Raw genomic sequence first — 21,247 nt, forward strand, 5'->3', positions numbered from 1 at the left:
AGCAGAATATCGTCGAAATCTAGGAACACCTCGCGCCATGCTCGATCGCAACAGGCAGCAAATTGCAGGTCCAGGACATGGCCAGGCTTTGTCCGCCGACCTCTATTATGACGGTGGGCAAAACTACAGCCCTTATGGCCGGGACTATTCGGAGCAGGAACAGGGTTTCAATCCGCTCAAGCTGCTCTTCTATGTCGTCCAGTATAGGTGGCTGTTCGTCATGATGGTGGCAGCCGGGCTGGTCGCGGGCCTCATTGTTACGATGATGCAGACGCCAAAATACCAGGCAACGACGCAATTGGAAGTGCTGGTCCCCTCCGCCAAGGTCTTCCAGGACATCGAGGTCGTTTCTGAAAATGCCGACGTGCGGGCTTTCCTGACCGCACGTGAAAAACTCAAAAGCCGCGCATTGGCGCAGCGTGTTGTGTTTCAACTGGGCCTGAGCGAAAAACCGGACTTCCTTTTCCCTACGCCGAACTTCTCGCTCTCCAATATCTTCTATCGCGCCTTCGGAATCTCCAAGTCACCTTCCATCGAACAGAAGACGCCCGAAGAACGTGAAGAGATCGCGATAAAGCGCATTCTGAATGAACTCACGGTCAATCTGGTCACCAACACGAGTCTGCTGTCGATCACTTTCGCCGATCAGAACCCGAAATACGCAAGCGATGTCGCCAATCAGGTCGCGCAAAGCTTTATAGATCAGCGCCTCGACCAGACCAGTGAAACGTCCGACCTGGCGCGCCAGTTCATCCAGGAGCAAGTCTTGCAGGTGAAGCAGAAGCTCCAGAAATCGGAAGAGGAACTGGTAGCCTACGCCAAGGATGCCGGCATCACGGTAACCGGCGACGACAAGTCCTTGATAGGCTCGAATATCGAGGCTCTGAACGAGGCACTTGCGAAAGCAATCCAGGACCGTCTCGATGCAGGACGGGCGGTGGACCAGATCGATAAAGGCCGCGGCTCAAGCCTCGGGCCGGTCTTGGAAAGCGAAGGCCTGCAGAAGCTGAGCGACAAGCTTGCGGACTTGACGAGCCAGTACCAACAGAAGCTGGGTATTTTGAAGCCCGGCTTTCCTGAAATGCAGCAACTTCAGGCACAGATCAAAGAGTTGCAGCGGCTCTACAACAATGGCGTTCTGGCCATTACGGATTCGCTACGCTTGAAATATCAGGAGGCGCAGAACAAGGAAGCTGACCTCAAGAGCAAGCTTGCTGAAATGGAAAAGCAACAGGTCGTGTTCAACGATAAGAACATCAAGTACACGATCTTGAAGCGTGAGGTTGATTCAAACCGGTCGCAATACGACAGTCTTATTTCCAAGCTCAACGAAGTCGGCGTCAGCTCGGAATTGAAGACGCAGAGTGCAGCCATCGTTGATTTTGCTGCGCTCCCAGATCGCCCATACTCTCCACGTCTCAGCATCAATCTTGCTATTGCGCTGTTTCTTTTCCTTGTCCTGACCGCGACGATAATTTACATCATGGAGCTGTTGAACAACACCTTCACCAATCCCGAGCAGATCGAAAAGGAACTCGGGCTGCCGATGCTCGGCATATTGCCGCTCGTCGACGACCGCGAACTCATAGCCAGCATCACCGATCAGAAATCCGGGCTCTCAGAGGCTTACCGCTCGCTTCGAACGTCATTGCAGTTCTCCGGCGCCGAAGGAGCACCGCGTTCATTGCTGGTGACAAGTTCGGAGCCCGCGGAGGGCAAGTCGACGACATCGTTCAAGCTCGGGCAGGACTTTGCAGCACTCGGTGCAAGGGTTCTCATTGTCGATGGGGACCTTCGGAAACCGAATCTTCATCGCCTGTTCGGTCTCGACAACACAATCGGCCTGAGCAATTTGCTGACCAACACTGTCCGCAAAGAGGATCTGGCGAGCATTTTCAGGGCGACAAAGTATCCAAACGTCACCGTTTTGACTTCTGGGACGATTCCGCCAAATCCCGCGGATCTGCTCTCGTCACCGAAGATGGCTCTGATCATCACCAATCTCGGGAAGCGCTTCGATGTTGTAATCATCGACGCGCCGCCGATCGTCGGCCTCTCGGACGCGCCCATCCTCAGCCGGCTTGCCGAGGGTACATTGATGGTCATCTCCACCAATCAGGTGACACGCAAGTCTGCGAAGGCAGCGTTGAAGCGTATGCGAGCCGCTGGTGCCAACGTTGTTGGAGCCGCGATGTCAAAATTCGCGGTAAACAAGTTCGACTACAACTACGCCTACAAGTACATGAACTACCAGTATTACGACTATGGGGCGGATACAGCGAAGATTGAGGGCAAAGTGGATGATGGAGCAGACCAGCCCGCTTATGCAAAATCTCCGGCGTTCAAGCGTTTGGTTCGTCGCATCCGTTCTAGTGTTAGCGGCTTCGTCGATCGGGCTAAGTCGGCTACTTGAAACGGAAACACCAGTCGTTTCTCTAGCGCTGGATCCGCTGAACGTCGATGCGCTGATAAGCGAGATTACCGATGATCTGAGCGATGCGAATAGCACTCCGGATCTCGAAGCCTTGCTTGCTGAGGCCAAGGATGCGCTTCGTTTCAACTTGGCCGACGCACGTCTCTACAGCCTGATCGGCGAGATCAAATATCGACAAGGCGAGAAAGACGAAGCCTATGAGTTGTTCGACCAGGCTCGTAAGTTATCCAAAACGGAAATCCATGCGCTCCAGAGGTCTATTGGCCATTCGACGGAGATGAGCGATTTGTCGAAGGCCGTCGGCGAAATCGACATATTGCTGCGACGATGGCCAGACCAATTTCCGGCGATCGCCGATGGCCTGCCGGCGATCCTTTCGAATCCCGACGGATATCAGGCCATGCTGACGGCTATTACGGCGGAGACGCCCTGGAGACCCAGCCTCTTCGTTGCACTGGCCAATAATCCCAAGGGACTCGACTACGCAAACCGACTGCTGCTCGATTTGACTGGATCGAACGCGCGACCGAAATTGGGTGAGTTAGCCATTGTGATCAACGGTTACATCCGGCAAAGGGAATTTGAACAAGCGTATCGGCTGTTTCTTTTCACCTTGTCTGACCAGGAGCGTAAGTTAGCCGGCTACGTCTTCAACAGCACATTCGAACCGATCCCCAGCGGCAGGCCGTTTGATTGGCAGGTCCATGATCAGTCCGGCCTGGAGGTGACGTTTGCGACATCCCAGGATGCGGTGGAGGGTGAGGGCGGGGCGACAGTCCGGTTCTTGAACACGCCGGTGAAGAATTCCGCTCTGCAACAGTATATCGAGCTGCCTCCTGGATCCTATAGGATTTCCCTGGTTGCATCAGCGAGAAATCTCAAGCTTCCGAAGGAATTATTCTGGTCAATTAGATGTCCCGGCAGTGAAATCGCGCGCTTCAATATTCCCGAAGGCACATTCAATCGCCAGACCATGAGCCAAGATTTTTCGGTTGGTCCGGACACATGTCGAATGCAAGTGTTGAGGCTGGAGACCGCCGCCATTGCCGAGAGCTGGCGATTTCGATATGTCGGCACCTTGATAATGCACAAATTGAGCGTTGAGAGACTTCCATCTTGAACGACCGGCCGTCGGAATGGGATAAATATCTCCTCGGCACGGTCTTGTTTGTATCGCTGCTGATCGGTGGTGGTACTGCGAGCGGCCTTTACACAGACACTCTGATCGAGGTCGCGGCGATAGTTTCGGCGGCGGCCGTCTTTTCGCAAACCGCCGACCAGAGAATCCCCCGGCCTGTTCTGTTGCTGCCGGTCTTCACCGTGGCGCTGGCGGTTTTGCAAATCGTCCCATTGCCGGCAGCCATATTCAATGGGTTGCGGCCGGAACTGCTGCTCGGACATCCCTGGGTTGGAGAAAGCCGTTTTCGCTTCATCAGCGTTGGGGTTGGCCGCACGGTCGAATGCCTGCTTTATCTGCTGGCCGCCGCAGCGTTTTTTTTGGCCGTATTGCGTTTGCGTGCCGAGCAGGTCAGCGCGCTCCTTCCGTTTTTCTTCATGGGTGTTATCTGCAATGGTTTGGCGGGAGCGATTCAATATTCGCTCTCCGACGACGTCGCTATTGTCGGGCTGTTGCCTTTTACGATCAATGCCGGGCTTTTTGCGAACCGGAATCATTTTGCGGCCTTGCTCTTTGTCTCGATTCCCTTCGTCGTTTATCATGGTCTCTTCCGTGGGCGACTTTTGTCCGGGTCGCTTGGACTGGTCACACTTTTGCTGCTGCTTTTGGCAGCTGGTTCGCGTGCCGGTGTTCTGATCGGGTTGGCGATCACCGTATTGTCCGTGGTCTTTCTCTCAGCTCGCTCGAAGGTGAGCGGGTTCAGCGTTCTTCTGATTTTTATCGGGCTTTCGATCTACACGATAGGCGCGTGGACGAAGATCGACGTGGAGGCAATCGATCCGGCGTTCGGGCGCGGTGAATTCGCCCGAACGACGATAGAGGGGATCAAGGACAATTGGGCGACGGGCGTCGGATTTGGGAATTTTCAAAAGGCCTATCAGATATACGAAAGGGAGGGCATGATTTTCAGGCAATACGTCAATCATGCCCATAATGAATATCTTGAAATAGCCTTCGAAGGTGGAGTTCTGGCTATCCTGCTGATGGCAGGTTATTTCGTACTGCTTTTCGCTGCATTGGCTAGGGTTCGCCGTGACCCACTGCAGAAAGCGGCATTCCTCTCGGTATCTTTTCTTCTCATTCACTCGCTGGTTGACTATCCGTTGCGAACCGGTGCGCTGGCGATGACCTTTGCCTATATGAACGCCATCATCTTCCACAAAGGATTTGCGGAACGCTTGAGCCGCAAGAGCGAGATGATGGAGATCGATCACAACGGTGACAAGTTGCTTGTCCCCATCGGCACTTCGTCTTAACGACATCGTTGCCACGGCTGGTGTCGCCAGAACGTGGCGGACCGCTGTGAGGGGAGCCGGTCCTGGCTCTCGGGTTCCGAGGCTCAGGCAACATTTTCCTGCCCCTACCAAGTGCAATCGCTCGCTGAGCAGAACTTTCCCGAATTTATCGGCTGTATGGAAAAATCATTCTCGAACCATCCGCCGCCGGCTTGTCTTGCATTGTTCTGGACAGGAACGATCTGCTAGAACGCCCGCACGAATAGATTGTCCGGAAGTGCAGTCTGGCCCTTCCGTGGATCGGTACGAAAGAACGCTCACAGTCCATGAACATCGCACTTACGCACCTTCAGCGGCTTGAGGCCGAATCCATCCATATTTTTCGCGAGGTGGCTGCGGCCTTTGCCAAGCCGGTCATGCTCTATTCCGTCGGCAAGGATTCGTCCGTGCTCATGCACCTGGCGATGAAGGCATTCTATCCAGCCAAGCCGCCCTTTCCCTTTCTCCATGTCGACACGACCTGGAAATTCCGCGAAATGATCGCCTTTCGCGACCAGATGCAGCAAAAGCTCGGCTTCGACCTGCTGGTTCATGTCAATGAAGACGGCGTGCGCGACAACATCAATCCGTTCGACCACGGCTCCAACACCCATACGCATGTGATGAAGACGGTGGCGCTGCGGCAGGCGCTCGACAAATACGGGTTTGATGCTGCTTTCGGCGGCGCCCGACGCGACGAGGAGAAGTCGCGCGCCAAGGAGCGTATCTTCTCTTTCCGCAACGCCCAGCATGTCTGGGATCCGAAGAACCAGCGGCCGGAGATGTGGAAAATTTTCAACACCCGCATCGCTGCCGGTGAATCGATCCGGGTGTTCCCGTTGTCGAACTGGACCGAGCTCGACATCTGGCAGTACATTCTCCAGGAAGACATCCCGATTGTGCCGCTGTATCTGGCCAAGGAGCGGCCGGTCGTCGAGCGCGATGGCATGCTTATCCTGAGGGATGATGAGCGCATGCAGCTGCGGCCCGGCGAGACGGTGGAGAACCGGATGGTGCGGTTCCGCACGCTCGGCTGCTATCCGCTGACCGGCGCGATCGACTCGGACGCCGACACTCTGGAGGCGATAGTCGGCGAAATGCTCACGGCGCGCACGTCCGAGCGGCAAGGTCGCCTGATCGACCGCGACGAAGCCGGCTCGATGGAAAAGAAGAAGCGCGAGGGGTATTTCTGAGCATGCGCCACATCATGGCCAAGAGCCTCGCCCCAACTGATGGCGTCCGCGACTATCTGGCGGCACAGGAACGAAAGTCGCTGCTGCGCTTCCTGACCTGCGGCTCTGTCGATGACGGCAAGTCGACGCTGATCGGGCGCCTGCTTTCCGACACCAAGCAGATTTTCGAGGACCAGCTGGCCACGCTCGAGCGCGATTCGCGCAAGCACGGCACCACCGGCGACGACGTCGACTTCGCGCTGCTGGTCGACGGCCTCGAGGCCGAGCGCGAGCAAGGCATCACTATCGACGTCGCCTATCGCTTCTTCGCCACGCCAAAGCGCAAGTTCATCGTCGCCGACACGCCCGGCCACGAACAATACACGCGTAACATGGCGACGGGTGCATCGACGGCGGATCTCGCCATCGTGCTGATCGATGCCCGCCAGGGCGTACTGCGTCAGACCCGCCGACATTCGATCATTGCGTCGTTGCTGGGCATCCGCCATATCGTGCTCGCCGTCAACAAAATCGATCTTGTCGGCTTCGATGAGGCGGTTTTTAAGCAGATCGTCGCGGATTACGGGCAGTTCTCTCGTGAGCTCGGCTTCCAGACGATCGTGCCCATTCCGATATCGGCCCGCTACGGTGACAACGTTACTGGCCGTTCCGATAGGACAGACTGGTATTCCGGCCCGACGCTGATCGAACATCTCGAAACCGTCTCGGTTGACGAGGCCGCGGTCGAACTGCCGTTCCGCTTTCCCGTCCAATATGTGAACCGTCCCAATCTCGATTTTCGCGGTTTCGCCGGCACCATCGCCTCCGGCTCGGTTGCGCCGGGCGACGAGGTGGTCGTCGCCAAATCCGGCAAATCCTCGCGTGTCAGGCGCATCGTTTCGCACGGCGGCGACCTTGAGCAGGCTATCGCCGGCCAGGCCATCACCCTTGTCCTCGACGACGAGGTCGAGGTCTCGCGCGGCAATATGCTGGTATCGCCGGCAGCGCGGCCACAGGTCGCCGACCAGTTCGCCGCCAATATCGTCTGGTTCGATGAACATGCTCTGCTGCCCGGCCGCTCCTATCTCCTGCGCACCGAGACCGACCAGACCAGCGCCACCGTCACCGACCTGAAATACCGCGTCAACGTCAACGACTTCGCCCATGAGGCGGCCAAGTCGCTTGAAATGAACGAAGTGGGCATCTGCAACATCTCGACGCGGTCGCCGATCGCCTTCGATCCGTTTGCCGAAAACCGCACCACCGGCGCCTTCATTCTGATCGACCGCATTACCAATGCCACGGTCGGTGCCGGCATGATCCTGCATTCGCTGCGTCGCGCCGAAAACATCCACTGGCAGTCCCTCGATGTCGGCAAGCGCGCCCGTGCCGATATGAAGAACCAGCGGCCGGCCGTGTTCTGGTTCACCGGGCTTTCGGGTTCGGGCAAATCGACCATCGCCAATCTGTTTGAAAAGAAGCTCTTCGCCACCGGGCGCCATACCTATATTCTCGATGGCGACAACGTCCGTCACGGCCTCAACCGCGATCTCGGCTTCACCGACGCCGATCGTGTCGAGAACATTCGCCGCGTCGCCGAAGTCGCGCGCCTGATGGCCGACGCCGGGCTGATCGTCATCGTGTCGTTCATTTCGCCGTTCAGCGCCGAGCGACGGATGGCGCGCGAATTGATGGCCGATGGCGAATTCATCGAGGTGTTCGTCGACACACCCTTCGAGGAATGTGCCAGGCGCGATCCGAAGGGCCTCTATGCGCGGGCATTGAACGGCGAAATCAAGAATTTCACCGGCGTCGATTCACCGTATGAGGTGCCGGAAAGACCCGAAATTCATCTCAAGACACTCGGCAAATCGGCCGAGGAGATGGTGGACGCCCTGGAACACTGGCTGAACGAGCGGGACATTGCCGAAGACCAATATGACAGCGGCGGCGGTATCTGACGACGAAGCAATGCTCGCCGTCTTCGAGCGCCTTGCCTTGGCGGCGGGACGCGAGGTGATGCGCGTTTTTCGTGCCGGCTGTGCGGTCGACAGCAAGTTGGACAGTTCGCCGGTGACGGAGGCTGACCGCGAGAGCGAGAAGATTATTCTTGCCGGGCTGCGCGCCGCATTTCCGGAGATTCCATGCGTGGCCGAGGAGGAAGCCTCTGCCGGCATTTTGGCGCCGGATCTCGGCGACGCCTTTTTCCTGATAGATCCGCTCGACGGCACCAAGGAGTTCGTCAACCGGCGGACCGATTTCACTGTCAACATCGCGCTGGTTCGCCATGGCGTGCCGGAGATCGGCGTCGTCTTCGCGCCTTGCACCGGCCGCTTCTTTTCCGGGCGGCCGGGCAAAGCGGAAGCGATCGAGATCAATGACTATGAGATCGTCGATCGCCAGCCGATTTCGGCGAGGGCCGGTATGGTGCCGCTGACCGTCGTTGCCAGCCGGTCCCACAACACGCCGGAAACCGACGCCTATATCCGCGCGCTTGGCGCGGCCGAGATCGTCTCGGTCGGCTCATCGCTGAAATTCTGCCTCCTCGCCGGGGCCGAGGCGGACGTCTATCCGCGCTTCGGCCGCACCATGGAATGGGACACTGCCGCGGGTGACGCGGTGCTACGCGCTGCCGGCGGCATGACGCGCACGCTGGATGGTGCGCCGCTCGCCTACGGCAAGCGCAACCAGAGCGACGACGAGGATTTCGCCAACCCGCATTTTATCGCCAGCGGCAAGGCTGCTGGGCCTGCCTAGACGATGACTGCGCAGTTTCCAGACCCGAACGAAAGTGCGAGTGTTACAAGTGAGTTATGGAAGCCACCTCAGATATTGCTCGAGATCTGTAAGCACAATGGGACGATCCCTATCCAGCCTGGCGTGGCCGATTCGCTTCGTGTCTGGTCGATGCTGCGGGGCCTTCACACGGTGTCTCCAAATTGCTCTATACCGATACACTTGAACGGCTATACGAGCGAGTGATGGCGTTCCACATCAAGAATCCCAAGACCGACGCGCTGGCCCGCCAGGTCGCCGCGCTTAAGAGGACTGGTCTGACAGGCGCCGTCCACGCCGCGCTGAAGCATGAGCTTGAGCGCGAACAGGCTAGACCGTCCCTGGTGGAGATCGGCCTCAGGTTCTGCCGTGATCTGCGAGCCCGGGGCAAGCCTGATCACGGCAGGCCCGCCGACAAGGCGTTTCGCGACAGCCTGTACGAGAATGACTGATGTTCATCGACGCCTCGTCCTGACGGCGCTGATGACCAAGAGGAGCGCGGACTCCTTGCACGCATGCAGCAGACCAGAAAGCGGCTGACGTCGCCACTTGCGGTATGGGAGGCTGCAATCGCGGTCGCGAGAGTCTTGGACTTGGCAATCAGCGAGGCGGCTGAGGCCGTCGAAAGCTATCTCTCATTGATGGAGATTGACATGGTCGCGTTGCCACTGACACGGCTCGCCTCGCGATTGATGCTTTCGATCGCTTCGGCAAGGGCCGGCACCGGCGCGGCTGAATTTTGGTGACTGCTTCGCCTATGCTTCTGCCCGGCATTTTGGACCAGTCATTAATGTTCAAAGGCGCCGACTTTCCGCAGATCGACATCGAGGCTGCGTGAGTGCCACAGTCTCGCGACGCAGGGCGCAAGCGTCGCTCACCGGCTTGTCGCGCTCCCCATTAGTACGACGGTTTAGCCGACTGTCACGAAACAATGCCAGGTTGCCCGTTCCACGGTCCAGATTGCATCACGGTTCAAGACCCTAAAATGCGGCGGGCTTGCTTCGGATGGATAAGGCCAGGAGCGCCTCCGAAAGTCGTTTCTTCGCCCGCTCGACCGCATTCTCGTCGATTGCCTCAACATCGAGGAACAAGTCGAGGCCAGTCGTGTGCTCGCTGATGACCTGAGGGCGCTGGGCGAGTTCACCCAGGAGGCCCTCGACTTCGTAGGGGACAACCTCCCGGCTGATCCCCTTCATCGCAATCGGTGCCAACGGACGCGCCCGGACAAGGTCGCGCACGAGCGCGTAAGTCTCATAGCTGAGGCAGATGCCGCCGGGCTCGGCAATCGACTGCAGCCGGGCCGCCAAGTTCGCTTCCGCCCCAATGATCGTGTAGTCCATCCGATCGTCGGAACCGAAGTTCCCAACATTGCAATAGCCCGTGTTGATGCCCATGCGAGCTCGGAAGGGCCGTTCAACTCCGCGGTCATGCCACACCCTGTTCAACTGCTCCACCCGACGCTGCATGTCGACAGCCATGCGCAAGCAGGCTCTCGCGTCTTCCTCGACGCCTCGCGTCTCGGGGTCGCCGAAGAACACAAGAAGCGCGTCGCCGATGAACTTGTCGACAGTGCCGCCGTGTTTGAGGGCGATCGCCGACATCTCGGTGAAGTACTCATTGAGGAGAAGCGTCAGGTCCTCGGGCTGGAGCCGTTCCACGATCGCGGTGAAATCCTTTACGTCGGAGAAAAAGATCGTGAGCTTCTTGCGCTCGGTCGCGATGGTGACGTCCTTCTGGCCGCTGAAGATGCTTTTATAGATTTGAGGCGAAAGGTATTTGGCGATCTTCAATGAAATCGCGGCCAGGAAGTCGTTTGCCTCCGAAAGCTCCTTGTTGATGCCCTGAATCAACGCGGACTGCCGACGCTGCAGGAGAATGAACGTCAGGCCCGCCGCCGCCGCGAAACCGAAATATACGAGCAGATACTTGAAAGTGAGGATGTTCGCAGCGATAGGCTGATTGACTGATATCTCCTGGATCCCTCGGACATCCCCTACCTTCCAATCCGTCTTGGGGCTGTCCGGGTGTGAGTTATGGCAGGTCACGCAGACTTGTCCCATTACAACAGGGGCCGCGGCGCGGACCTGCCGGTCAAACAGTGAACCCGAGACTTCGATGATCGGCTCCTTCGGGTTGGCGCGCAAAGCCAAGATTGCATTCCGCTCGAATACATCGAGCTGGTGGGGGGCGCGACCTTTGAAGGGCAGATCGGAGACGAACCGATATTTGACGGACCCGTCGTGAGCGCTGATGCGCTTGCCGAGTTCAATCGAGAGGGTTGCTGGAATAGGGATCGCACCCGGCACGTCCCGGTAGTTGTGCGTCGCAGTCACGGCGCCGTCTGCCTGCAGCACGCGTCCCACGACGTCGCTGCCGTAGAATCCGCGCATTTCGTCGATGATCCGGCTGATTTCGCTGGCTTGCCTGCGCAGCATCCGTTCCGACAGGTCTCGGAGGTCGAGCCAGGCTGCGACGGGCAGACCGATAAGGCCGACGACCACTGCCGCCACCAGGAGCGGTCCCATGGTGCGCTGCTGACGCGCAATTTGTTCGCCCAGTCCAGCCATTGTGCAAGCGCCCGGCCGTCATTAGCATCTGAACTATAGCTCATTCCCGGCACGGTACCAGAGTCAGTCTTGGCTTGGTGAAAACACGTCAGCCCTGCAACCTCGGACCGACCTTGAGCGGTTGCTGCTGAGCCCCGACCCTCACAGCAGATTTCGCATTCTGGCGCAGACGGACAGTGAATCAGTGAAGGGATGTCGCAACGTCGGTTGTGGCCGGAATGCGCTCCGAGATAACCGCTCAGGGATCAAAAATTCACCTCTAGCAAGGTCGAGACTTCGGTCGGAGAGCACGTCGGAAAAGAAAGCGTCCCGCGAAACGTGTCCGCGCTTCGGTCGCATTATGGAATGGGACACCGCGGCGGGGTGACGCGGTACTGCGCGCTGCCGGCAGCATGACGCGCACGCTGGACGGTCAGCCGCTCGCCTGCAGCGCAACCAGAGCGACGGCGAGGATTTCGCCAATCCGCATTTCATTTGCCAGTGGCAAGGGCTGCCACGGCCGCTTAGTCACCATGATGAACTCGGATCTCATCCCGGCTCGTCCCCCAAATGACACCGTCGCGCATGCGACGCCTCGGTGAAACATTTATTCTCGGTCGAACCGTTGCGCGAGGAATAACCCTACGGTGTGGATCGTGGCAGCGGCGCTTTCGCGTGTTAGACCGCTTGCATGGAGATCGACGCCGACAAGATCGACGATGCCGTTATGGGCCTGCTTTGGCTGACGCTGCATGACGAGAGGCGCGCCTGGAAGGGGTTGGATTGGAATGCTCTGGATCGCTTGCACCAGAAGGGGCTGATCGGGAATCCGGCAAACAAGGCGAAGTCAGTGGTTCTGACAGATGAAGGACTGCGGCGTGCTGAGGAGCTATTCCGAACCCTGTTCACTCGCCCGGCGCCCTGAGCCAGAGCGCTGGAGGGGCGCCTGCGAGCTGATAGCGCACATGGCTGAATTTCGACACCGGCGGCGCGCTGACCCCAGGCGGGACGGCGATGCACTCGCCATGGCGGCCAAATTCGTCACCTACGCCAACGGGGGCATCCTGTCTGTCAAGGTAGTGGCAGAGAACACCGCAGCCGCGACCTCAAACGTCAACGGCATTGGCGCGAAGTCCAGCCGCGAGATGCTCTCCCGGCGAATCGGGCGCCCAACGCGCTGAGTTGCAGCCAGCAGCGGGGCGCCGCCGCTGCTGACACATGGGATGTTAGTGGGGCAGATTGCCACTGGCGATGCGAAATCTCTATGGCTGCGGATTTCCGAAGGCAGGTTTCTCAAGCACGAGCACATGACTACCAAGGGGCGATGTGTGAGTGCTCTTGACCTGGAATCCCTCGTCAGAAAGCGTTTCGATGAATTCGCCATCCGTTCCAGGCGGAACGCGGGCAACGACGTTTGAGGTGCGCCTCACAATATTGGAAAGCACCCTTCGCGCCTTGCCTGGGCCGATGTTGCGCTGCATGTGCTGATAGACGGCCAGCAGCAGGACGATATCGTATTTCGGTAGAAGGATATTGCCGAGGCGCCGGCTGCCAAGATTCAGGCGATCGAACCGGGCATGCACCGGGGAGCCGCTCAATAACATTTTTGCAGTCTCGATGTGCGGCTTGGCAATGTCGATCCCGTGGATCGAGCTGGGTTTCAGCTTGGATATCTCATAGGCGACAACACCCATATTGCAGCCAACATCGAGAATGGATTTTCCGGCGTAGTCGACCTTTGCGGAGAATAGCCCGTCAAGTCTGTCGTCCCACGTTCCTGCAAAACCCCTTTTGAATCTTGACCACCACAAATCATCAGCTCCTTTGGGAAGAGCCCCCTTGAGCGCCTCCTACCACGAGAGAATTAACGGTCGATACCCTTTCAACTGGAATTGATCCCATTGACGAACCAAGGCAGGGACGTGTGCGGCGGCGTCACAACCCCATCACCTTGAGTGCCGCGGGAACCGCGTAGCGGCTGCCGTCATAGCGCAGCCGGTAGGTCCGCTTCACAGGCTTGCCGGGATGGGACTGGCATTCGCCATTCTGGTCGGGGGAGGGATTGTCGGTATTCGACCGCTCGACCGCAATGATGTCTCGATAGCCGTGGTGGCGCGCCGGACTCATCGCCAGGCTGACCTGGCTGGAATGAAAGGATCCGGCGCAACTGGCATCGCTATCGCCGCCAGAGGCGGCCACCACGAGGCCGTCGAGCACCAAGCGCAGCGCATCGCTGGCGACGGCATAGAGCCGCAGGTCGGTTTCACTGAAGGGAGTAGCCTGCGAATGGTTTGCCATTTCGATGCGCAGGCCGAAGGCGGTGACCTCGGGGGCCAGTGCAAAGCGGCCGGTGTCGAATTCCACCTTACGGATCGCGATGGCATCATCGGTCATCAGTCCAGGCTGGAGCAGGCGCTGGCGCACCCGCAGGCTCTTTCTATCGACCACCAGCAGCTCGATGTCGCCGACATGCAGGTGGTCGCCGTTAGCACTGTCGATCAGCGGTACCGCGACCAAAAGCAGGTCGTCATGAGCCGGCCAGATCTTGCAGGCCAGGCCGAATGGCGCATCGCTCTCCGGGAGCGTTGAGGCGATGCTCGTATGGGGTACAAGCGTGAACGACGCGCCGTCGGCGCTCTTTTGGGCCTTGGGATAGGCCTGCTGCACCAGGGCGGCGGCATCGCCGCAATCGCCCGACGCGGCTCGGGCGGGCGACAGGCTGGTCAGGCAGAGGAAGAACACAGGCAACAGGATTCGCATGAGGTTCTCACGTCGCAGCGCCGGATGCCGGCAGGCATGTCTACGCGAGATTGGTGGCGGCGCACAGGGGTGCGCGGAAACGACGGCCAAGACAGGTCGAATTCCACGGCAATCGTCACATCCCTACGGCGAGTCCTCACTGCCAATCACTTCATCAGCCCAACCACTTGTCTGAGGAGTGCCAAGTGCGAGCGGCTAAGCCGCCACGCTTTCTCGGCAATGCTGCCGGTTTCTGCGACGCATTGCAGCGATCGGAGCATTCTAATGTCGACGCTGATGAGGTTCATGTGCTCGATCCGGATCCGATGCGCTTGGTTTGAGACGCAAGATTCATTCCAAAGCTGGGTGTTGCCCGGGCCCGGTGGCTTTCGACATCTAGGGTGATGCTGGACACGAATATAGGCTCAGGTTGCCGGGCGATCGCAGCCTGGTTGGCGCACGTACGCGATACTTAAGAACTGAACCGAACGCAGAACCCTTAAATTATGAAGCTGTAATTCTTGCGGCATCTAATTTTCACGTCTATAGTTGATCGATAAAGGTCTAAGACTAGTCCGGGGGGATAGCTCATGGCCATTCATTTTGACGTCGTGCGTGACGGTAAGCATTTCTCCGCGCGGCCCGACAACGCTGGCGCGTTTGCCATTGGGTCGAAAGTCTCATATCGTAACAAAAAGGCTGGCTTAGAGCGATTTGGCCTATCCAATGACGGCGGCTACTTCGGGTCTGCTGAAGCGAAAAAGCAATGATACATCGCTTCCGATTACCAAGGTATTTACCCAACCTGGTGCGATTTCATTGAGCCGACCGCGATTTGCGAGGGGCAGAGCTTCATCTCGCTAAACACCTATGACCGGGCAAGGTTTACGTTCGGGTTTGGGCAATTTGCGGCCCATGTTCCTGACGGCGATTTCATTCGTTGGTTTCGCGATATGCTGCAGCGGCCAGAGGTGGTGGATTACTTTCCCAACCTTGAAGTGCGCGGCGGACGCATCGTGAAAGTCGAGGATACCAAGGTCATTGCCTTGGAAGACGCAGCGTCGACCGAACCACTGCAACTCTATTTCAATCCCACCCTGGACGAGGTCGAAGACGTGGAGGTCATAACTGCTGCCAAGCTCATTCATTGGACGGGGAGTCATCCGGAAGCACGGCTGCTTCAAGTCCAGCATATGATCAACACAGCACGCCGTTTGGTAAGGGAAGCGGATAAAAGGCTAGGATTGGACGGTCTTGGTGCCGACCTCTGTTGTGTGATTATGGATGTGCGGCACCAGGGTCGCGCAGGGTTTGATGAATTGCAGGCTGCGCTTCTCGCCAAAAGACCATTCGAAGCTCTGCTCGAAGTAGGCCGGCGCGGGCAGCCGGAGCGGGTCAAGAACCTGAAGGCAGCCTTGGCAACCCGCCGTGCCGGCCTTCGGCAGAAGAAATGGTCTCGCTCGATAGGCGATTTTGTCTGAGGAGGCGGGAATGGCATTCGTTGATGATCTGATAACGGTAGCTCGGCGCGAATGGACACGTTGGGGTGGACCGGTGGAAGGGATCGACGGAACTCTTGTTGGGTTCACCGACCCCCGCATGGAGGCCAAGCATCCGTTTTGGACTTACGTCGGCGGATACTGGCAATCGATCGGCAGCGAGCTTGATGGTAGAGACCCTCCAGCCTGGTCGGCTGCTTTTATCTGCTATTGCTTTAAAGAGGCCGGCGCAAAGAAGCGGTTTCCGTATCACGACAATCATTCGATCTATGTGTCGAAAATCGACTCGGGCAAATTTGTCGGATTATCGCTTGAGGATCCGGGGAGCACGCCAGTCGTAGCTGGCGACCTCTTATGGGCAAGCCGAAGCGGCGACACCTGTAGGACGCCGCCATCGAACTTCGCTGACGCGAAGAGGGAACTTAAGAAGATTCGTGAGAAGACCGCTGACAGTTTCTGTAGTCATTGCGACATTGTCGTGGCAACGCGGCCAGGTGAGGCTGACGTTATTGGTGGCAACGTCAAGCAGGCCGTAACTCGGACGACCTATAAGCTCGATTCGAATGACATAGTCAGGGATGGAAGACGAACCTTCGTGGGGGTCATTAAAAATTCGGTCTAAGCGATGGAGCTCCGCAAAAACGTCAGTGGAGCAGAAGACATCCACTTGTGATTAACTCGAGTTTCGATGGATCGAGCTCTGAAAGGTTTAACACGTGACAATCCTCGATGCGCAGTCAGCGGAACCGAGCGTCCCCGCATTCGTTTCTGTGAGCCCGTCTAGCACGACGATAGACGTTATCTCCGGGATAAGTCTCGGCTTTCTTACTGGGCTTCTGGTCGGATTAACAACAGCGAGTGTAACGTCTTCTGTGATAAGCTCTTTGCTAGCGCTGGTTGTTGCCATCGTTGGCCTAAGCAAGGATTCAAATGTTTTATTCTCCACAAACAACTCAATCCGGCTGTCGTCGTTTGCATTTGCAGCTATAATTTCCGTCTTACTTGGACTATATATGCGAACGCACGATCTTCTTTCGCCGAGCCCTGCGCAATTATACAACGAATTGAAACTGGCAAGTTACAGTGATGATGACGCCCGTTCGCTAGTGCGGTTCAAGATTTTTGGCATCTTGCCCTCCGATGCCAAGGCTGCCGATCCTGGCGACGGGGCAATCAATACCGTCAACGCTATTTAGTGGCACCGGCGAGAAGTGTACCGAGCTTAGACGCGATCGAAACTTGCCCATAGCCGATCGAATCGCACGCCTGACCGATTATGATGGCGGGTTTAGGGACGCCGCTCTGCGCATAAGTAAAATCAATACCAACCGACAACTAGGCGTGTTAGACGCGGCAGAATTTTATTTGTGCGGAACATAGATATGACGTCCCGGTTCATCAGTGCACTTCGTTTGTTTTGCATGGCGGGCGCCATGCTCGTGCCCTCCCAAGTCGGGCAAGCTGATGTTCCGCGGGAAGTGGCCGAAGCCGTTGCCTCGGCTGTTGTCGGAATTACAGCAACAAGGTGCGCTGGGTTGCCACACGAGCGCAGTGGCACTGGTTTTGCTTACCAGGCACCCGACCAAATCGTAACCGATTATCATGTCGTAGCAGGCTGTGGCAAAATTGAACTCTGGTACGAGCGCGTAGACGGTCAGCCGCGTCTGCCCGCGAGCCTTGTGCGTGTCTTGATTCGCGGCGATTTGGCGCTTTTGCAGGTTGATGCGCCTCCAACCCAAAGCGTCCTTACGGTGGCGGGCAATGTGAATAGAGGAGATGTGCTGAAAGCGATCGGCTACGTTGCCGGTCAGCCTACATTAGGCGATCTTGACCTTAGCATATCAATAGGAAGCGACGTACTTCGCGACATGCTGCCGCACGAGAACCTTGTGGAGATCAGCCGCGATACCGGAATTGACATAGACGCAAGAATATATCGTTTTTCCCGTCCGTTGTTTCCAGGGATGTCCGGCGGGCCAATTTTTGACGGCAATGGTGAATTAGTAGCAATCGTTGCAGGTGGTCTTAAGAACGGCGCCGTCGCTGCGAGCTGGGGCTGGCCAGCGAGTTTCCTGGCCGATCTGTCGTCCTCGCAAGACCCGATATCGGGGACAGCAAACACAAGCCCTACGCAGTTCGCATATCCGTCCAATCGAGGGACGGCTGACGTTATTCAGTGTGGAGAATTGGAATTCGAGAACACTGGGCGCCTTTCCTTCGGTGAAGTTGCAAAATCATCTGACAACTCGCTGCGACTTGATACGACCGTAGCGTTTTCCGGGAGTCCTCGCGCGGTAATCGAAGAATTAGAGTTTAATCGCTGGGTTCACGGCGGTAGCGGTGCCACGGTCTTAGTCCCTGCGGATGCGGAACTGGTTAGCGATGGGGATTCATGCTCCGCAAAAACAGACGACGGAATATTTCAGATGATCGTGTGGGGGACCGCAGCCACGAATCCTGCAGAAGTGCAGGAGGCCTCGCAGGCTTTTGAAACGCGGTTTATGGCGTCCCTAGCCGTCCCCAACATAGGCTTCTATCCAGATCAGGTACTAAGCTTTAACGGACCACAAAGTCGACAAGACGGACTCACGATCAATCGTAAGTCTTTTTTTATCGGCAAGAATAGTATGGGTCCGGGACGATTCAAGGCTATGCATCAATTCGAAACTATAATGGCTAGAGGAGGGTCGTTTGTTGGCGTTGCGAGCGTCAACAATGACGTCGAGCAATGCTTTAATCAATTTAATCAATTTGTCTTATGTAATCCAACTCCGCTTTTTCTAAAAAAGTGGGCGCATTTTGTGCTGGCAACTCAGCTCTCAACTTATCCATTTTACTAAGCATGTTCATAGGGCGCAGAGCCTGATTTGGATTCACATTGTGGGCCTAAATCAGGTCCACCACTCGACCTCGTCGAGGCTGCGTCCTTTGCTGCGCGGGTCGGCCTCGTAGTCGTGCCGGCGACGGAACTGACTTCTGCGCACGCCCCCTGAAGATCTCGCGAGGCGCCTCCTCGGCAGCCTCGCCGTAAGGCTCCCGCAACCGACGCTGCCCTTTTTTCAAGAAACCCATTAGGCTCGCTGGGCTTGCGAGACACCGAGAGGAGCTGATCTGAAACAGATGCCGGACGTGAAACAATTGAGATTGCTCGGCGTTCTGGCAGCCGCAGCGATCGGTCTATATGTCTGCTATCTGCTTGCGTGGCCTTTTTTGCCGGCATTGACCTGGGCTCTCGTCCTGGCAGTCATTCTGTCTCCGGCTCATCGGTGGGTTGAGAGACGGGTCGGAAATCGAAACCTGGCAGCGCTGATATCGGTAAGCGTCGCGGCGATTGCCGTCGGGCTGCCGCTAGCACTCGTCGCACAACAGCTCGTTCGCGAGGCGGTAAACGGAGCGACTTATCTGGAGGAGGTCATCCGTGGTTGGGATGCAGACGGCTTCATGTCTGGCTATCCTACGCTTTCGGTCATTGCCCAATGGATCGAGAACCAATTCGATCCGGCCGGCTCCGTCGCAGCATTCGTACAATGGCTGACGGGACAAAGCACATCGCTGTTGCGTGGCTCCATCTATCAGGTCGCGATGTTCGGGCTGACATTTTATCTTCTGTTCTATTTTCTGCGCGATCGCCAACATGCCGTGCAAGCCGTTGCTGGCCTTTCGCCCCTGCGCGCTCCGGAGACAGCATACATCTTGTCCCGCTTTGCGGAGACCGTCCATGCAACACTGCTCGGCACCGTGTTCGTCGCCGCCGTCCAGGGAACATTGGGTGGCCTGATGTTCTGGTGGCTCGGCCTGCCGACCCCAGTCTTTTGGGGCCTTGTCATGGGACTTCTTGCCATAGTGCCTGTGCTCGGGGCATTTGTGATCTGGGTGCCCGCAGCGGTCTATCTCGCGCTGGAGGCGGCTTGGGCCAGCGCGGCGATATTGAGCGTCTGGGGCGGCGTCATTGTCGGCGGCATCGACAATCTGCTCTATCCGATGCTTGTCGGGAATCGGTTACGCCTCCACACGGTCGTGGCCTTTGTCGGCTCGGTCGGCGGCATTGTCTTGTTTGGGGCATCCGGCCTTGTCCTCGGCCCCGCGGTGATCGCCATCACCATCAGCCTCATTGATGTTCTGAAGAACCGATTGACTGATCAGCCCGAGTCGGCGCCGCCGCGCCCTACCGAGCTACCGCATCAGCCCGTGACGGATTGACCACGAAGACAGGGCTGCTCATGAGTTCCGTGTTCTGACCGCACCGTACTCAAGATCAAGCGGGCGGAAGGGGCGGGCTGGCCTTCGAGCGGTAGCGAGAAACCTGAACAACTCTGGGCCAGACATTTCAATCAAGGCAAGCACATCAGCTCGGCTGCTGTATTGCGGCGAGCTTCCAGTCCCCGCTGTTCTGGCGCATGAAGGTCCACAGTTCGGTTGTCTCGGTCGGCTGATCGGCCTGGCCCTCAACGATTTTGTCGCTGATGCGATCGCGGGTCACGTCGCGAGACTCATAGCGCAAAGCAGCCGTCGCGTAGTCGCGGTCACCCTCCCGCCAACTTTCCGCAATATCGGCCTCCAATAGGTTGACGTCCGACACGTCGTTCCTGACGCCCTTTTTGGCATTGTCGGCAAGTTCCTCGGACAGATAGGACACCATCTCGGGCGTCGCCAACCGGCGCAAAGCAGCATGATCTTCGCGCCCGAATGCCTCCTGAACTTCCGTCAGCCGTTGCTGGAACGTGTCGAGGTCGGTTTGCGTGAGTGTGATCTCATCGGAAGCGTTGGCTTGGCTCGTTCCGCCAAATCCTGACCCGATGCCTGGAATGGGGAAAGCTGTAGCGTTGCTCGGCTCGGGCCCAGCTGCTGCGTTTCGCCCAAAGGTCCCGGTGCCCCGCGAGGCACCGGCCGTAGCGGGCGCTGGGTTGTATGCCGATTGCGAGCGGAAAAAGCGGATCGCCAGCATGATCACGCCGCCGATCAGCAGTACTTGGAGCAAAAGACCCAACATGCCGGCCAAGCCGCCGAATCCATGGCCCAGAAGAACGCCGATCAAACCGCCGAGGAGCAGCCCCCGCATCATCGATCCGCCGAGGCCGTTGAAGAAGCCTGGGCGCTGGAATGCCTGCGGCTGACCGGCCGCATTGTTCGTTGCCGCACTAGGCGTCATCGAGCGCTCGACCGGTGCGGCCGGTTGCGGCGCGACTCTGGTCGGCGGGACCGGCTGGAAAGTGCGCATGCCGCGACTGCCGAAGCTGCCGCCACGGCGCGCATCGGCGTGATCCACAGCGACTGTGGAAAATGCCAGGAACAATCCGGCGAACAAAACTGCAAACCGTCCCCAACGCGAAATCAGCATAGGCAAATCCTCAAGTGACACTCTGTCCACCCATATGGGGTGCGTCGATCGAAATATCAGTGAATAGCCCGCTGAGATATTTTCCGACGGCATGGTCGGGCGCCCGCCGGGGTTCACGATGAGACTGTCCAGCCTGCCCAAGCGAGATGATTGCCTGTCCGATCATGCAGGCGCGCCGCACCCGGCCGACCGCCGTCTGTGGCATCAAGAGCAGCGGATATGCAAGCGTCGGGTCATCGCTCTCCCGGCGACGATGCCGACGGTTGCCCGGCAATGACTTGAGCTTGACATAC

19 protein-coding genes are annotated in these 21,247 nt (G+C 57.8%); 15 read left to right on the forward strand and 4 right to left on the reverse strand.

All coding sequences use genetic code 11. The annotated features are described in order from the left end of the window. Positions 1–37: 37 nt before the first annotated feature. From NKJ35_RS08270 to NKJ35_RS08300, 7 genes are all read left to right on the forward strand, one after another. Positions 38–2,413 (forward strand): GumC family protein, encoded by a 2,376-nt coding sequence (locus tag NKJ35_RS08270; RefSeq protein ID WP_352646179.1) that lies wholly within the window; start codon positions 38–40, stop codon positions 2,411–2,413. Next, positions 2,301–3,554 (forward strand): tetratricopeptide repeat protein, encoded by a 1,254-nt coding sequence (locus NKJ35_RS08275; RefSeq protein WP_352646181.1) that lies wholly within the window; start codon positions 2,301–2,303, stop codon positions 3,552–3,554. The genes NKJ35_RS08270 and NKJ35_RS08275 overlap by 113 nt, the downstream gene beginning before the upstream one ends. Beyond that, positions 3,551–4,867, forward strand: coding sequence for an O-antigen ligase family protein (locus tag NKJ35_RS08280; RefSeq protein ID WP_352646182.1), 1,317 nt, complete (start codon positions 3,551–3,553; stop codon positions 4,865–4,867). Before NKJ35_RS08275 ends, NKJ35_RS08280 begins: the two co-directional genes overlap by 4 nt. A 305-nt stretch (positions 4,868–5,172) precedes the next feature. Next, positions 5,173–6,078, forward strand: coding sequence for a sulfate adenylyltransferase subunit CysD (gene cysD / locus NKJ35_RS08285; RefSeq protein ID WP_352478514.1), 906 nt, complete (start codon positions 5,173–5,175; stop codon positions 6,076–6,078). Between the two features lie 2 nt (positions 6,079–6,080). Further along, a complete protein-coding gene (cysN, locus tag NKJ35_RS08290) occupies positions 6,081–8,018 on the forward strand; it encodes a sulfate adenylyltransferase subunit CysN (RefSeq protein ID WP_352646184.1) in 1,938 nt (645 codons plus the stop codon). Positions 8,019–8,028: 10 nt separating this feature from the next. Continuing rightward, entirely contained in the window at positions 8,029–8,814 is a 786-nt protein-coding gene (gene cysQ, locus NKJ35_RS08295) for a 3'(2'),5'-bisphosphate nucleotidase CysQ (RefSeq protein ID WP_352646312.1), read from the forward strand. A gap of 224 nt (positions 8,815–9,038) precedes the next feature. Continuing rightward, entirely contained in the window at positions 9,039–9,284 is a 246-nt protein-coding gene (locus NKJ35_RS08300) for a type II toxin-antitoxin system VapB family antitoxin (RefSeq protein WP_352646186.1), read from the forward strand. A 528-nt stretch (positions 9,285–9,812) separates the two neighbouring features. Here the strand turns inward: NKJ35_RS08300 and NKJ35_RS08305 are convergent. Further along, complete coding sequence (locus tag NKJ35_RS08305) at positions 9,813–11,399, reverse strand: adenylate/guanylate cyclase domain-containing protein (protein ID WP_352646188.1); 1,587 nt, start codon at positions 11,397–11,399, stop codon at positions 9,813–9,815. 670 nt (positions 11,400–12,069) lie between these two features. Here NKJ35_RS08305 and NKJ35_RS08310 point away from each other — a divergent pair. Both NKJ35_RS08310 and NKJ35_RS08315 read left to right on the forward strand, forming a co-directional pair. After that, a complete protein-coding gene (locus NKJ35_RS08310; protein ID WP_352646190.1) occupies positions 12,070–12,303 on the forward strand; it encodes a DUF6429 family protein in 234 nt (77 codons plus the stop codon). Positions 12,304–12,403: 100 nt separating this feature from the next. After that, entirely contained in the window at positions 12,404–12,559 is a 156-nt protein-coding gene (locus NKJ35_RS08315; protein ID WP_352646191.1) for a hypothetical protein, read from the forward strand. A gap of 81 nt (positions 12,560–12,640) precedes the next feature. Here the strand turns inward: NKJ35_RS08315 and NKJ35_RS08320 are convergent, their stop codons facing one another. Both NKJ35_RS08320 and NKJ35_RS08325 read right to left on the reverse strand, forming a co-directional pair. Continuing rightward, positions 12,641–13,189 carry a class I SAM-dependent methyltransferase gene (locus tag NKJ35_RS08320; RefSeq protein ID WP_156948240.1) on the reverse strand — a complete coding sequence of 183 codons (549 nt, stop codon included), beginning with the start codon at positions 13,187–13,189 and terminating at the stop codon, positions 12,641–12,643. 124 nt (positions 13,190–13,313) lie between these two features. Further along, on the reverse strand, positions 13,314–14,228 hold the full coding sequence (locus NKJ35_RS08325; protein WP_352646193.1) for a PA3715 family protein: 915 nt from the start codon (positions 14,226–14,228) through the stop codon (positions 13,314–13,316). Between the two features lie 479 nt (positions 14,229–14,707). Between NKJ35_RS08325 and NKJ35_RS08330 the strand changes: the two genes are divergently transcribed. From NKJ35_RS08330 to NKJ35_RS08355, 6 genes are all read left to right on the forward strand, one after another. Further along, the gene (locus NKJ35_RS08330) at positions 14,708–14,887 is read left to right on the forward strand and encodes a hypothetical protein (protein WP_352646195.1); all 180 of its coding nucleotides are present in this window, start codon (positions 14,708–14,710) and stop codon (positions 14,885–14,887) included. 183 nt (positions 14,888–15,070) lie between these two features. After that, on the forward strand, positions 15,071–15,598 hold the full coding sequence (locus NKJ35_RS08335; protein ID WP_352646197.1) for a hypothetical protein: 528 nt from the start codon (positions 15,071–15,073) through the stop codon (positions 15,596–15,598). 10 nt (positions 15,599–15,608) lie between these two features. Beyond that, positions 15,609–16,238 carry a DUF2272 domain-containing protein gene (locus tag NKJ35_RS08340; RefSeq protein WP_352646199.1) on the forward strand — a complete coding sequence of 210 codons (630 nt, stop codon included), beginning with the start codon at positions 15,609–15,611 and terminating at the stop codon, positions 16,236–16,238. A gap of 94 nt (positions 16,239–16,332) precedes the next feature. Then, the gene (locus tag NKJ35_RS08345; protein WP_352646201.1) at positions 16,333–16,812 is read left to right on the forward strand and encodes a hypothetical protein; all 480 of its coding nucleotides are present in this window, start codon (positions 16,333–16,335) and stop codon (positions 16,810–16,812) included. A 186-nt stretch (positions 16,813–16,998) separates the two neighbouring features. Further along, on the forward strand, positions 16,999–18,456 hold the full coding sequence (locus NKJ35_RS08350) for a S1 family peptidase (RefSeq protein ID WP_352646203.1): 1,458 nt from the start codon (positions 16,999–17,001) through the stop codon (positions 18,454–18,456). Positions 18,457–18,736: 280 nt separating this feature from the next. Beyond that, positions 18,737–19,816, forward strand: a complete 1,080-nt coding sequence (locus NKJ35_RS08355) for an AI-2E family transporter (RefSeq protein ID WP_352646205.1) — start codon at positions 18,737–18,739, stop codon at positions 19,814–19,816. Positions 19,817–19,961: 145 nt separating this feature from the next. Here NKJ35_RS08355 and NKJ35_RS08360 read toward each other — a convergent pair whose 3' ends face one another. Further along, on the reverse strand, positions 19,962–20,951 hold the full coding sequence (locus NKJ35_RS08360) for a Tim44 domain-containing protein (RefSeq protein ID WP_352646314.1): 990 nt from the start codon (positions 20,949–20,951) through the stop codon (positions 19,962–19,964). Positions 20,952–21,247 lie beyond the last annotated feature (296 nt).

The sequence above is a fragment of the Mesorhizobium sp. M0136 genome, assembly GCF_040322515.1.
In the GTDB taxonomy this organism is placed as follows: domain Bacteria; phylum Pseudomonadota; class Alphaproteobacteria; order Rhizobiales; family Rhizobiaceae; genus Mesorhizobium.

What these genes read in the sequence shown, in the direction of transcription:
- NKJ35_RS08335 (WP_352646197.1), top strand. Translation starts at nt 15,071, where the DNA reads ATGCTGCAGCGGCCAGAGGTGGTGGATTACTTTCCCAACCTTGAAGTG.
- NKJ35_RS08305 (WP_352646188.1), bottom strand. Translation starts at nt 11,399, where the DNA reads ATGGCTGGACTGGGCGAACAAATTGCGCGTCAGCAGCGCACCATGGGA.
- NKJ35_RS08300 (WP_352646186.1), top strand. Translation starts at nt 9,039, where the DNA reads ATGGCGTTCCACATCAAGAATCCCAAGACCGACGCGCTGGCCCGCCAG.
- NKJ35_RS08350 (WP_352646203.1), top strand. Translation starts at nt 16,999, where the DNA reads ATGACGTCCCGGTTCATCAGTGCACTTCGTTTGTTTTGCATGGCGGGC.
- NKJ35_RS08330 (WP_352646195.1), top strand. Translation starts at nt 14,708, where the DNA reads ATGGCCATTCATTTTGACGTCGTGCGTGACGGTAAGCATTTCTCCGCG.
- NKJ35_RS08355 (WP_352646205.1), top strand. Translation starts at nt 18,737, where the DNA reads ATGCCGGACGTGAAACAATTGAGATTGCTCGGCGTTCTGGCAGCCGCA.
- NKJ35_RS08310 (WP_352646190.1), top strand. Translation starts at nt 12,070, where the DNA reads ATGGAGATCGACGCCGACAAGATCGACGATGCCGTTATGGGCCTGCTT.
- cysQ (WP_352646312.1), top strand. Translation starts at nt 8,029, where the DNA reads ATGCTCGCCGTCTTCGAGCGCCTTGCCTTGGCGGCGGGACGCGAGGTG.
- NKJ35_RS08340 (WP_352646199.1), top strand. Translation starts at nt 15,609, where the DNA reads ATGGCATTCGTTGATGATCTGATAACGGTAGCTCGGCGCGAATGGACA.
- cysD (WP_352478514.1), top strand. Translation starts at nt 5,173, where the DNA reads ATGAACATCGCACTTACGCACCTTCAGCGGCTTGAGGCCGAATCCATC.
- NKJ35_RS08270 (WP_352646179.1), top strand. Translation starts at nt 38, where the DNA reads ATGCTCGATCGCAACAGGCAGCAAATTGCAGGTCCAGGACATGGCCAG.
- NKJ35_RS08315 (WP_352646191.1), top strand. Translation starts at nt 12,404, where the DNA reads ATGGCGGCCAAATTCGTCACCTACGCCAACGGGGGCATCCTGTCTGTC.
- cysN (WP_352646184.1), top strand. Translation starts at nt 6,081, where the DNA reads ATGCGCCACATCATGGCCAAGAGCCTCGCCCCAACTGATGGCGTCCGC.
- NKJ35_RS08275 (WP_352646181.1), top strand. Translation starts at nt 2,301, where the DNA reads ATGATGGAGCAGACCAGCCCGCTTATGCAAAATCTCCGGCGTTCAAGC.